5 protein-coding genes are annotated in these 13,493 nt (G+C 64.2%); 2 read left to right on the top strand and 3 right to left on the bottom strand.

Features of this window, described 5'->3' with window-relative positions:
• Nucleotides 1-248: 248 nt before the first annotated feature.
• The 3 genes from LC083_RS10045 to LC083_RS10035 form a co-directional block, all read right to left on the bottom strand.
• Nucleotides 249-3,659, bottom strand: a complete 3,411-nt coding sequence (locus LC083_RS10045) for a TonB-dependent receptor domain-containing protein (RefSeq protein ID WP_226700281.1) — start codon at nt 3,657-3,659, stop codon at nt 249-251.
• A 396-nt stretch (nt 3,660-4,055) separates the two neighbouring features.
• Nucleotides 4,056-6,632 carry an ATP-dependent chaperone ClpB gene (clpB, locus tag LC083_RS10040; RefSeq protein WP_226700280.1) on the bottom strand — a complete coding sequence of 859 codons (2,577 nt, stop codon included), beginning with the start codon at nt 6,630-6,632 and terminating at the stop codon, nt 4,056-4,058.
• 136 nt (nt 6,633-6,768) lie between these two features.
• On the bottom strand, nt 6,769-8,217 hold the full coding sequence (locus tag LC083_RS10035; RefSeq protein WP_226700279.1) for an ATP-binding protein: 1,449 nt from the start codon (nt 8,215-8,217) through the stop codon (nt 6,769-6,771).
• A 120-nt stretch (nt 8,218-8,337) separates the two neighbouring features.
• Between LC083_RS10035 and LC083_RS10030 the strand changes: the two genes are divergently transcribed.
• Both LC083_RS10030 and LC083_RS10025 read left to right on the top strand, forming a co-directional pair.
• On the top strand, nt 8,338-10,533 hold the full coding sequence (locus tag LC083_RS10030) for an acylase (RefSeq protein WP_226700278.1): 2,196 nt from the start codon (nt 8,338-8,340) through the stop codon (nt 10,531-10,533).
• Between the two features lie 39 nt (nt 10,534-10,572).
• Nucleotides 10,573-13,470, top strand: coding sequence for a M16 family metallopeptidase (locus LC083_RS10025; RefSeq protein WP_226700277.1), 2,898 nt, complete (start codon nt 10,573-10,575; stop codon nt 13,468-13,470).
• Nucleotides 13,471-13,493: the final 23 nt, after the last annotated feature.

Genomic DNA, 13,493 nt, shown 5'->3' with positions numbered 1-13,493 from the left:
TCGCCGAGGTGACAGGTTCGGTCTGGCCGCAAGGGCGCGGCATCGGGGAGGCGAGTTTTCTGCCCATGGTCCTGCTGGCGGTCTCACTCACATCCAGCAAACATTCCGCAGCGCTCGATCACGAGGCAGTCACTGCCTGCCTCGCCACCGCGCGAACCAGCGTCGCCGTCCACGTGGGCGTCAGATACAAAAACGGCCCCGTACCGAAGTACGGGGCCGTCCTGTCGGCCGTTACCGGCCAGATCGGATTAGAACTTCACGCCGATCGAGGCGAAGTACTCACGACCGTTGAGGTCGTAACCGTTACCGATCGGAGTGTTCGAGATGCCGAGCACTTCGTTGGTGTCCACCAGCGGCGGCTTCTTGTCGAAGATGTTCGAAACACCCACGCGGATGTCGAAGCTGTCGAAGTCGAAGCGCAGCGAGGCGTTGCTGACGAAGTAATCGTCGGCGTAGCCGATGTCGCGGCAGAACACGCCGTCACCCGCGACGATGCCGTCGGGGATGAACGCGCCGGTGACCGGATCGTTGCTGCCCGAACCGTTACCAAGGCAGGTGTTACCGATGAAGCCGGTCGGCTGGCCGTCCGGACCACGTCCGAAGGCATCCGACAGCGGGTCGATACCGTCTTCCTGCTGCTCGGTCTCGCCGATGTAGCGGGTTTGCCAGGTGAAGGTCACGTTGTCGACCTGGGCGCTGAAGATCGCGCGACCCGTCCAGGACGGGAAGCCGAACTCACCGGCGTCGCTGTCCACCGTCGGTTCACCGGTGTCGGTCAGGAAGACCGAGTCACGCTGGATCAGGTGGTTGGCACGCAGGTTCAGGCCGAGACGGATGTCCTTGCCGAAGGCAGCGACATCAGCACCGAAGTTGGCGTTCAGGTCGATACCGCGGACCGCTTCTTCGTTGATGTTCACGAAGCCTGCGAAGACGTCCGTGATCAGCTGACGCGAAGCCGGGTCGGTGTCGTACTGGATGAAGTCACAGAAGTTCGAACGCTGGCCATCGTCGCGCAGGAAGCACTGGTTGACGATGAACTGGCCGGTCGGTTCTGCGATCGCACCCTTCACGTTGATGTCGTAGTAGTTGAAGTTGAAGCCGAAATCGATCGGGCCGAACGACTCTTCGAAAGCGAAGCCGGTCGTGATCGAGGTCGAGGTTTCCGGATCCAGCGCGAAGCTACCACCCGAGGTGATTTCGACGCTCGGCACGGTGACCGTGTTCGCACCGTCGGTACCGACGCGGGTCGGATCGCGGCCTTCACGGCGGCAGTTGTCGAGAACCGAAGCATCACGCGTGTCGTTGCCCGGCTGATAGCCACCAGCCAGCGGTGCGTAGGCGTTCGCCGGGACGGCGCAGGGGTCGGTGATGCCACCGAAGCCCGACTGACCGGCCAGGAACAGTTCGCGCAGGTTCGGCGAACGGAACGACGTACCGTAGGAGAACTTCACGAGCAGCTGCTCGATCGGACGCCAGCCGAACTTCAGCGAGTAGGTACCGTTGGTGCCGTAGAACTCGTCTTCGGTCACACGGCCCGACAGGTTGACGCGCAGGTCTTCGACCAGCGTTTCACCCGACATGAGCGGAAGATCGATTTCGCCGAAGGCTTCCCAGATTTCCTTGCTGCCGGTCGCGCCCTGGTCGGCGAAGAAGCCGAAGAACAGGCCTTCCGAAGCAACTTCGTCGGGGATCGAGGCGAGCGAGTCGTTACGGTATTCACCACCGATCACCATCTTCGCGGTGCCGCCGGGCAGTTCGAAAACGCTACCCTGCAGGTAAGCCGAGACGATGGTCTGTTCGTAGGTCGTGTCGAAGTCACGCGTGTCGAACAGGTAGTCGCGTTCGGCCTGGGTGGCGAAGTCGCCAACCGCGGTCTGGTAAAGGCTCGGCGCGAAGAGGTTCACGGGCACACAGCCTGCAACCACATCGTCGCGGAGATTGTCGGGGTTACGGAAGCCCGTGGTACCGCAAGCACCGCTCGAGAGGACCGGCGGGGTCGCGAAGCGAACCGCGCTGTCGACCGTCGGGTCGAGGCCGAGGGCCAGGGCCAGGCGGTCCTGACGGATACCGGCGCGCGACGAGGTACCTTCCGAACGCGAGTACACACCCGAGATGTCGAAGGTCCAGTCGTTGCCCGGGCCGAAGTTGATGAAGGGCAGGTCGCCGCGGATGCCGAAGACACCGCGATACTGCTCCTGCACCGTCTCGACCACGTTGCGGTCGCCGTCCACGCCGACAACCGGGCGGACCGTGTAGGAACGGCCGGTCGGACGAGCGAAAGCACCACCAGCGAAGGTGTAGAGACCGTCGAAGGTGTTGTTGTCGTCGCCGCAGTCGTTGTTGGCGATGTTACACGGGTTGAACGGGTTGCTGCCCTGAACGTAAGGGAACAGCTGCGGCTGGGTGCTGCGTGCAGTCACTTCTGCGCGGCTGTAGTTCGCTTCGAAGTACGGCGTGATGTTGTAGTCGCCGCCGAAGCTGTACTCACCGTAAGCCATCACGTTGTACGTGTCCTGCGGGCTCACGAACGAGGGGCTGAGGTCGGTACCGTTACGCGTCACTTCGGCGAAGTTGACGTCCAGCAGGCCGTCGCCGTTGCGGTCGACAGGGTTGCCGAATGCGTCGAAGGCGTCGCTGAAGAACGGGATACCCGTGTTACCGGCCTGGCCGGTGGTCGGGTAAACGGTCTCGTCGTAGTAGATCGAGCTGAAGAACAGCGGGCTGTTCGGGATGATGCGGCGGACCGCTGCGTCGATCGTACATTCGGTCGGGATTTCACCGATCGTGCCGTTGCTGTCGGCCAGCGTGTTGGCATTGTCCGAGATGCCCAGCGTACGGATTTCACCGCTGTCGGTGATTTCGTAGTGGGTGTTACAACCCGACAGGAAGTCGCGGTCGCCGATCTTGATCTCGTCGCGCTTCTGGTATTCGAAGCCGATACCGAAGTTCCAGTTGCTGCCGTACTTACCCCAGGCAGCGCTGATGCGGTAATCGTTGCCCGCGCCCTGTTCGTTCACGTCGCCGCTGGCAAACAGTTCGAGGCCGTCGAAGTCCTTGCGCAGGACGATGTTACCCACGCCGGCAACTGCGTCCGAACCGTAGACCGACGATGCACCGTCGAGCAGCAGGTCGTAACGCGCCACGAGCGACGACGGGATGAGGTTGATCGACGGGTTGCTCGGTGCGCCTTCGACACCGGCCGGTGCAAGACGGCGGCCGTTGACGAGCAGCAGGGTGCGGTCGGCACCAAGACCACGAAGGTCGAGGGTCTGCGAGCCCGGGCCGTTGTTGAGCACGAAGCCCTGGAAGGTGGCATCGATCTGGATACCGGCAGCGGATTCGCTCTGCTGGAGGATCGCGGCGGTATCGAACTGGCCGGTGTCCTGCAGCGTTTCGGTTTCGAGAACCTGCAGCGGCGAGATGCTGTTGTAGGTGTCGTTGCGCTGAATGCGCGAACCGGTAACGACGATCGCGCCCGGCACGGCTTCCGTGCTGGCGTCGGTTACGTCGACGGTTTCGGCGACGCATTCGCCACCCACTTCTTCCTGGCCTTCAGGACAATCGGCGTCCTGAGCGAAAGCCTGGCTTCCGACGGTCAGCGCAATTGCCGACGCCGAGAAGGCGAGACCCTTGATGGTTTTCGTGTGAATTTTTCGCATTGAATACTCCAGTCGCGACAACTGGAACTGCGCCCCCGTGTCCCCGGACAACAAAACCGGACACACCCCTAGTGGCGTCCGGTTCCGTCATGATCATGCCCGGGACTTTGAAAGCCCCCAGTCCCAACTAAGGGTGGTTCTGCGTGAACGCCCCGCAAGTGTCAAAGCGCCCACGCGGATTTGGGGCGGATGTTGCGTAAATCCCACATTAATCTGGCGGTCAGGGGAAACCGTGCAAACCTATGCGCAATTATCAGTCTAATTATTGCAACTGATCTGGAATTTTCTTTCGTGAGAGAGTGCAGCCGGTTTTCGCGAATTGAGCAAAAGCCGCGAATCACTGCGGATTTTGCAGCTTCATGACGGGGCGGGACTGGTGCGCCCCGCCCCTCGAAATCAGCTCACCTTCATGTCCAGCTGGCCGTCACCCTCGTCGATCCGGACTATCGATCCATCGGGCACCTTGCCCGACAGGATCATGTCGGCCAGCGGGTCCTGAACATAGCGCTGAACGGCCCGCTTGAGCGGCCTTGCGCCGTAGACCGGGTCGTAGCCGACGCGGCCCAGCCACTTCTTCGCGCCGTCCGTCAGGTCGAGCACGATCTTGCGGTCCTTGAGCAGCTTCTGCACCCGCGCGACCTGGATGTCGACGATCGGCGCCATGTGCTCCTGCGCAAGGCGATGGAACAGGATTATCTCGTCCAGCCGGTTGAGGAATTCGGGCCGGAAATGACCGCGCACCACGTCCATGACCTGCGGCTCGACATCCTCGACCTTCTGGCCATCGTCGAGATTGGCGAGGTACTGGCTGCCGAGGTTGGAGGTGAGGATGATCAGCGTGTTGCTGAAATCCACCACCCTGCCTTGCCCGTCGGTCAGCCGCCCGTCATCGAGCACCTGCAACAGCACGTTGAAGACGTCGGTGTGGGCCTTCTCGACCTCGTCGAACAGCACCACCTGGTAAGGCCTGCGCCGCACTGCCTCGGTCAGCACGCCGCCTTCCTCGTAACCGACATAACCCGGAGGAGCGCCGATCAGGCGGGCGACCGCGTGCTTCTCCATGAATTCGCTCATGTCGATGCGCACCATCGCGCTGTCGTCGTCGAACAGGAAGCCGGCTAGCGCCTTGGTCAGTTCGGTCTTGCCGACGCCGGTGGGGCCCAGGAACAGGAAGCTGCCCAGCGGACGGCCCGGGTCCTGCAGGCCGGCGCGCGCACGGCGCACTGCCTTGGACACGGCATCGATCGCCTGGCTCTGGCCGATGACGCGCTTGCCGAGGATGTTTTCCATGTCGAGCAGCTTCTCGCGCTCGCCTTCCATCATCCGGTCGACCGGAATGCCGGTCCAGCGCGACACCACACCCGCGATGTCGTCTTCGGTGACTTCTTCCTTGAGCAGGGCGTTGTCGGTGTGGCCGCTTGCCTCCTCTAGCTTCTTCTCGAGCTCGGGAATGCGGCCGTATTGGAGCTCGCCCGCCTTGGCGAGATCGCCCGCGCGTTGTGCCTGTTCCAGTTCCAGCCGTGCTTGGTCGAGCTCTTCCTTGACCCGCGCCTCGGCGTGGATCTTGTCGCGCTCGTTCTGCCAGCGGGTGGTGAGTTCCGAGGACTGCTGTTCGAGTTCGGACAGCTCCTTGCGCAGCGCCTCGAGGCGATCCTTGGAGGCGCTGTCGGTCTCCTTCTGCAGCGCCTGCTCTTCGATCCGCAGCTGGATGATGCGGCGATCGAGGCCCTCGATTTCCTCGGGCTTGCTCTCCACTTCCATGCGGATGCGCGAGGCCGCCTCGTCCATCAGGTCGATGGCCTTGTCGGGCAGGAAGCGGTTCTGGATGTAGCGGTTCGACAGCTGCGCCGCCGCGACAATCGCACCGTCGGTGATGCGCACGCCGTGGTGCAGCTCGTACTTGTCCTTGATGCCGCGCAGGATCGAGATCGTGTCCTCGACCGTGGGCTCGTCGATATAGACGGGCTGGAAGCGCCGCTGCAGTGCCGGGTCCTTCTCGACATACTTCTGGTATTCGTCGAGCGTGGTCGCGCCGATGCAGTGGAGTTCGCCGCGCGACAGGGCGGGCTTGAGCAAATTGCCTGCATCCATGCTACCTTCGGACGCGCCCGCGCCAATCAGCGTGTGCATCTCGTCGATGAACAGGATGATCTGGCCTTCGGCGCCCTTCACCTCATCGAGCACCGCCTTGAGGCGTTCCTCGAACTCGCCGCGATACTTCGCGCCTGCAATCAGCGCGCCCATGTCCAGCGCCATCAGCGTGCGGCCCTTGAGGCTGTCGGGTACGTCGCCATTTGCGATGCGCAGCGCGAGGCCTTCGGCAATCGCGGTCTTGCCGGTGCCGGGTTCGCCGATGAGAGCGGGGTTATTCTTGGTCCGGCGGGCGAGGATCTGCACCGTGCGGCGGATTTCCTCGTCACGGCCGATCACCGGATCGAGCTTGCCGTCGCGCGCCGCCTGCGTGAGGTCGCGCGCGTACTTCTTCATCGCGTCATAGCTTTCTTCGGCGCTGGCGCTGTGCGCGGCGCGGCCCTTGGTCGCTTCTTGGATGGCCGCTTCGAGCGACTTGGCATCCACACCCGCCGACTTCAGCGCGCGGCCGGCATCATTGTCCGCCAGCGCAAGCGCCTGCAGCAGGCGTTGCACGGGCACGAAGCTGTCACCGGCCTTCTCGGCCAGCTGTTCGGCCTGGTCGAGCACCCGCACGGCATCATTGTCGAGGCCGGGCGTCTGCTGCGCCCCGCCGCCCGACACGGACGGCACCTTGCCGAGCGCGGTGTCGACTTCGGTGATGGCCACGCCGGGGTTGCCGCCGGCGCGCTGGATCAGCTGCGCAGCCATGCCCTCGCTGTCTTCCAGCAGAGCCTTCAGCAGGTGCAGCGGCGAGATGCGCTGGTGGCTCATGCGGATGGCCACGGTCTGCGCGCTTTGAAGGAAACCCTTGGCGCGATCGGTGAACTTCTCGAGATTCATGCTGGTCCCTCAGTAAGAATTACCGCTCGAATATGGTGTTGCGATTATGCAACACAAGCCCTCCCCCGCAAAAATCACGAGGTGTGTTACTCGAATATAGGGGTGCCTCTTCGCTTGGCGAGAGGCAAGGCGAAAATTATTCCGCCGGCTGGCCTTCCAGCCCCGGCACCATGACGGTGCGGCTGCCGCCGAAATCCTCGCGCACCACGATCAGGCCCTGGCGCTCGAGATGGTCGAGCAGGCGGCGGATGCGGCCCGGCGAGCTGGTGCCATAGGCGCGGGCAAGCGCGTCCTCGTCCACTTCGGTCTCGCCCGCATGGGCGGCCTTGGCGATGACGAGGAAGGGACCGAGCAAATCGTCGTCGACCATGCCCGACAGGTGCATGATCTGCGCCTGTGTCGCTTCGTCCAGTTCGGCCAGCCCTGCCCCTGCAACCGCGAACTTGCGGCGGAAGGCCTGCATGTCGGGCATCGGGCCGATCAGCCGCTCGCGGCGGCAGCGGGTCAGAAAGGTCTGGTACTGCGCGCTGGCGGACTGGAAGGCGATGCCTTCCTCTGCGGCCAGTTCGGCGATGATCTCCGCTATGCGCGAGACGACCGCCGAAGTGTCTACTCTCGGTTTAGGAGCATCCAGCTGGCGCTCCTCAGCACGGGCGATGCTGTCCTCCATCTCCTCCACGCGCGGCGCGGGCGGCGGTGCGGGAGGTGGCGGCGCCTTGGCGACATCGCTGGCAAGGTCGCGGGTGAGGAGGTCGGCCATGTCGGCAGGGGCCGTGTCGGGCAGCGCCATCAGCCCTTCGGCGCGGGCCTTCAGCCCCGTTTTCACCGGTCCGATCTTCACCGCCACCGGCAGGCGAGTGATCGCCGGGCCGAGCGCGAGGAAATGCCCGCGCTCCAGCTCGCGGATGCGTTCCGCCTGCCGCCGTTCCATCCCGAGCAGGTCGGCGGCTCGGACCATGTCGATATCGAGGAAGGTGCGCCCCATGAGGAAGTTCGACGCTTCGGCCGCGACGTTCTTCGCCAGCTTCGCCAGCCGCTGCGTCGCCACCACGCCGGCCAGACCGCGCTTGCGCCCGCGGCACATGAGGTTGGTCATGGCAGACAGCGTCATGCGGCGCGTGTCCTCGGCGATCTCGCCCGCCACGGCAGGCGCGAACATCTGCGCTTCGTCCACCACCACCAGCACCGGATACCAATGCTCGCGCGGGGCATCGAACAGCGCGGTCAGGAACTGGGCGGCGCAGCGGATCTGCTGTTCAACCTCCAGCCCGTCGAGGTCGAGCACCACGCTGGCGCGGTGTTCGCGGATGCGGCGGGCAAGCGCCTCGATCTCTGCGGGCGAATAGGCCGAGCCGTCGATGACCACGTGGCCGAATTCTTCCGCGAGCGAGGGAAAGTCGCCTTCCGGGTCGATCACGACCTGCTGCACCATGCCGGCGCTTTCCTCGAGCAGGCGGCGCAGCAGGTGCGACTTGCCGCTGCCGGAATTGCCCTGGACGAGCAGGCGCGTGGCAAGCAGCTCCTCGATATCGAAGAGGACCGGCTTGCCGGACGATTCATGGCCGATGGTGATGCTGGTGGTCACAAGGCTCTGGCTAGCCAGCCGAATCCCGTTAACGAAATAGCCGCGCGGCGGTTTTGCCCAGCGAGATTGCACCGTTCGTCGCAGGCCGCTAGGCGAAGGGCCGAGAGAGGATTGTCATTCATGGCCAAATGGGTCGGGCGGATCGGATTTGCCCTTCTGTTCATCGTCGTCGCCGTATTCATCACGCTGGCGACCTGGGAGCCGTTCTGGGCACGCGGGGCCGAAGTCGACCCGCCGGACGAGGTCTACACGGCGGAAATCATTCGCAGCGAGTTCGGCGTGCCGCACATCTACGGCAAGCGCGACCGCGACGTGGCCTATGGTGTCGCCATCGCCCATTCGGAAGATGATTTCTCGACCCTACAGGACGTGATCGCGATGGCGCGCGGCCGCTACGGCGCGATTGCGGGACAGGAAGGCGCGGCGGTCGACTACGTCTACCACCTGCTCGACGCGCGCGGCACGGCAGAACGCCGCTATCCCGAACTGCCCGCCGATACGCGGGCGCTGTTCGAAGCCTATGCCGCGGGCCTCAACGACTATGCCGAGCAGAACCCCGACGAGATCAAGCTCGGCAATCTCTTCCCGGTTGCGGGCATGGACGTGGCTGCGGGCTTTGCGCTGCGCCAGCCGTTCTTCTTCGGTCTCAACGGCGTGATCGAGCCGCTGGTGGCAGGCGACGACCTGCGTCCCGAATTCGGCCCCGACATTCCCGGTTTCCCGCGGGGGTCGACGGACCAGCAGGCCGAGGAAAGCGCCGACAAGGTCGCCTATTCTCCCTTCGGTCCCGACGGCGCGCACAACGGCTCCAATGCCTTTGCCGTCACGCCCGCAAAATCCGGTGGCCCCACCACGCTGATCTCCAACAGCCACCAGCCTTGGCGCGGCGGCGTCGCCTGGTACGAACTGGTCGTGGAGAGCGAGGAAGGCTGGCACTATGCCGGGGCCAATTTCCCCGGCTCGCCCTTCCCGTTCCTTGGTCATAACGAGGACCTCGGCTGGACCAACACGGTCAACACGCCTGACATGGTCGACGTCTACCGGCTTGAACTCGACGAGACCGGCACGCGCTACCGCTTCGCCGGCGCATGGCGCGACCTTGAAAGCCGCACGGTCACCCTGCCTGTCCGCCTCGGCCCGATTGTCCTGCCGATCCAGCGCGAGGTGTTCCGCTCGATCCACGGGCCGGTGATCAAGAACGAGAACGGCGCCTTTGCCTTCCGCTATGGCGGGATCGACAATCTCGGCCAGCTGGACGCCTATTACCGGCTAAACAAGGCGAAGGACCTTGCCGAATGGGAGAGCATCCTTGCACGGATGGACATCCCCTCGACCAACTTCATCTACGCCGATCGCGAAGGCAATATCGCCTATGTCTATAACGCCGCCCTGCCCGACCGCCGGCCTGGACCGAACTGGCGCGGCATCCTGGCAGGCGACGATCCCGAGCTCCTGTGGGACGGCCCTGTCGATTACGAGGAGCTGCCGCGGCTTGTGAACCCTGCGTCGGGCTGGCTCTACAATGCGAACAACGCGCCCTTCACCGCTGCGGGCCCCGGCAGCGACCTGTCGCCCGGCGACTTCGCGCCCGAACTGGGCGTGGAACTGAAACAGACCAACCGTTCGCGCCGGGCATGGAAGCTGCTGAGCGAGGCAGACGTGCTAGACCGCGCCAATCTGGAGCGGATCAAGTACGACACCGGTTATGCCCGCGAGGATTACGTCGCGCGGCTGTGGGACGACCTGGAAGAGCTCGACCTGTCGGGCGATCCCGCGCTGGCGCGTGCGCGTGCCCTGCTGATGCAATGGGACTTCACCGCCGACAACGTGGGCCGCGCCGATGCGCTGGCGCTGCTGATAATCCGCGAATTCATGTCCTCGTCCTACCAGAACAAGCCGTGGCCCGATGTCCGCGCCGAACTGGAAGAGGCGGTTGCCCACCTCACCACCCATTTCGGGCGGATCGACCCGCCGATGGGCGAAGTGCTGCGGCTGCGACAGGGCGAAGTCGACCTGCCGCTCGACGGGGGTTCGGACACGCTGCGTGCCTCGACGCTGTGGAACGTGGAGGAGGACGGGCGCCTGTCGGTTAAGCACGGCGACAGTTTCATCCAATGGGTCGAATGGGAACCGGGCAAGCGGGTCCGCTCCCGCTCCATCCAGCCCTATGGCGCGGCAACCACGCGCCCTCTCTCACCGCATTACGCAGACCAATCTACGCTGTTCGTCCAGCACCGCTTGAAGCCGGTGCACTTCTGGCGCGAGGACGTGTTGCAAAATGCCAAGAGTCGCAAGACGGTGACTAATCGCCGCTAATAGATTACGAACACTTAGGAATTTCCAGGGGACTGCAACATGAAACGCGTTATTTCGACCAGCATCATCGCGCTCGCCGTATCGGCCTGCTCGACCTATTCGGACACGGCCGTGGAATCGGCGGCCGCTCCCGCAGCAGAAGCCGCTGCCTTCGAGCCGGCCCCGCTGTCGGCGCTGGTCGCGGAAGTCGACCTTCCGTACGAAAAGTTCGTCCTCGACAATGGCCTGACCGTCATCGTCCATGAAGACCGCAAGGCGCCGCTGGTCGGCGTATCGGTGTGGTACGACGTCGGTTCGAAGCACGAACCGGCCGGCAAGACCGGCTTTGCCCACCTGTTCGAACACCTCATGTTCAACGGCACCGAAAACGCGCCCGCCGACTGGTTCGAATACATCCAGCAGATGGGTGGCACCGATGTGAACGGGACCACGAACCCCGACCGCACCAACTATTTCCAGACCGTACCGACCGGCGCGCTCGACCGCGTGCTGATGCTCGAAAGCGACCGCATGGGCCACCTGCTTGGCGCGGTCACGCAGGAGAAGCTCGATAACCAGCGCGGCGTCGTCCAGAACGAAAAGCGCCAGGGCGACAACAACCCCTTCGGCCTGCTGCGTTACGAAATCTTCGAGAACCTCTTCCCCAAGGGCCACCGCTACCACCACTCGACCATCGGTTCGATGGGTGACCTCGATGCCGCGTCCATGGATGACGTGCGCAGCTGGTTCACCGACCACTACGGCCCGAACAACGCCGTCCTCGTGCTGGCCGGCGACATCGACACAGCGACCGCCCGCGCCAAGGTCGAAAAGTGGTTCGGCGATATCGAGCGCGGCCCCGAAGTGAGCCATCCGACCGTCACTGTCCCCACTCTGGCGGAATCGAAAACCAAAACGGTCACCGACCAGATTTCGACCACGCGCCTTTATCGCATGTGGACGGTGCCGGGTTCGAACTCGGCTGAATCGGTTCCGATGAACCTCGCCTCCTCCGTGCTCGGCGGCCTGTCGAGCTCGCGTCTCGACAATGCGCTGGTCCGTGAAGACCCGGTCGCCGTGTCGGTCAGCAGCTTCAACTTCACGCTCGAAGATGCCGGCGTCTTCATTGTCCAAGCCGACGTGAAGCCGGGTGTCGATCCGGCGGAAGTGGCTGCAAAGCTCGATGCGCAGATCGCCAGCTACATCGCCACCGGCCCGACGGCCGACGAACTGGAGCGTGCCAAGGTCTCGACCATGGCGGGCGTCATCCGCGGCCTTGAATCGGTCGGCGGCTTCGGCGGCAAGGCCCCGCAGCTAGCCTCGGGCGAACTGTTCATGAACGACGCGGGCTATGTCGAGAAGCAGCTGGAGCAGATGGCCGCCACCACTCCCGAAGTGGTCCAGGGCCTGATGCAGAAGTGGCTGACCCGCCCGGTCTTCAACCTCGTCTACAACCCGGGCGAGCGCACCGAAGGCGGCGAAAACCGCGGCGGCGCGATCACCGGTCCGGATTCGCTGGCCGACATCGCGCAGGCCAATTACTGTGCCGAGGAAAGCTGCGAACTGTCGGGCATCGCCACCACGATGCAGGCCGATCGCGACACGCTGCCCGAACTGGCACCGCTGGCCGGTCTCGACTTCCCCGATATCGAACGCGCCACGCTGTCGAACGGGATGGAAGTCTATTTCGCCCACCGCGATGCAGTCCCGACCGTGCAGGTCCAAGTCGAGTTTGATGCCGGTCGTGCAGCCGAAACCGCTGCCACGCTCGGCACGCAGCGCCTGCTGCTGGCGGTGATGGGCGAAGGCACGGAGCGTCTCGACGCGACCGAATATGCCATTGCGCAGGAACGCCTCGGTGCCTCGATCTACGAAGGCTTCGATGCCGACTTCACCAATTTCGGTGTCGCCGCGCTGGCTCCGAACCTGGCTCCCTCGCTCGAACTGCTGGCGGAAACTATCCGTTCGCCGGGCCTGCGTGCCAATGTGATCGAGCGCGAGCGGGCCCGCCTGCTCAACGGCCTGTCGTCGGAACTGAAGGATCCGAACTCGATCGCCGACCGCACCGCGCGGCAGGTGGTCTTCGGTTCGCACCCCTACGGCCTGCCGGCATCGGGTCTCGGCTCTGCCGATCGCCTTAAGGCGCTGACCGAAGCCGACCTGCGCCAGTTCCACGCGACCTGGCTGCGTCCCGACAATGCCCGCATCTACGTGGTGGGCGACACCTCGCTGGCCGAAGTGACCCGCCTGCTCGAAGCGAGCTTCGGGGACTGGAAAGCGCCGGCTACGGCCAAGCCGGAGCGGCTCTACAACGTTGCCATTCCGGCACCGGAACAGCGCATCGTGCTGGTCAACCGCCCCAATTCGCCGCAGTCGGTGATCTACGGCGCACAGGTCCTCGACCTGCGCGGCCGTGACCAGGACATCACGCTCCTGTCGGCTGCGAACGAGGCGCTGGGCGGCGGCTTCCTGGCCCGCATCAACATGAACCTGCGCGAAGCCAAGGGCTGGTCCTATGGCGCCGGCAGCGGCGTCGGCAACGCCTTCGACCGCGTCTATTACGGCGTGCGTGCACCGGTGCAGTCGGACAGGACCGGCGATTCGATCAGCGAGATCCGCAAGGAGATCAACGAATTCGTCGATGCCCGCGGTGTGCAGCCGAACGAGCTGGAGCGGATCGTGAACTCCAACATGCGCGAGCTGCCCGGCCAGTTCGAGACGGCGGGCGACGTGCTCGGCGGCCTCGTGAACATCGTGCGCTACAACCGTCCGGACAATTACTACGAGACCCGGGCGCAGTTCTTCAGCAAGCTGACCGCTGCCGAACTCGATGCAGAAGCGCGCCGGAACCTGGACGAAGGCGACATGGTCTATATCGTGGTCGGTGACGCCAAGGTCGTCGAACCGCAGCTCGAAAGCCTCGGCCTCAAGGTCGAAGTCATCGAGCCGCAGGAGTAAGCCCTTGTTGACATCGGTGTAAG

Source organism: Qipengyuania gaetbuli (assembly GCF_020524765.1).
GTDB classification, from domain to species: domain Bacteria; phylum Pseudomonadota; class Alphaproteobacteria; order Sphingomonadales; family Sphingomonadaceae; genus Qipengyuania; species Qipengyuania gaetbuli_A.
Note: the sequence above shows the minus strand (reverse complement) of the source record. Positions and strands in the feature narration are given on the sequence as shown.

Excerpts from the sequence above, each read along its gene's own strand:
- LC083_RS10045 (WP_226700281.1), bottom strand. The coding sequence starts at position 3,659 with ATGCGAAAAATTCACACGAAAACCATCAAGGGTCTCGCCTTCTCGGCG.
- clpB (WP_226700280.1), bottom strand. The coding sequence starts at position 6,632 with ATGAATCTCGAGAAGTTCACCGATCGCGCCAAGGGTTTCCTTCAAAGC.
- LC083_RS10030 (WP_226700278.1), top strand. The coding sequence starts at position 8,338 with ATGGCCAAATGGGTCGGGCGGATCGGATTTGCCCTTCTGTTCATCGTC.
- LC083_RS10025 (WP_226700277.1), top strand. The coding sequence starts at position 10,573 with ATGAAACGCGTTATTTCGACCAGCATCATCGCGCTCGCCGTATCGGCC.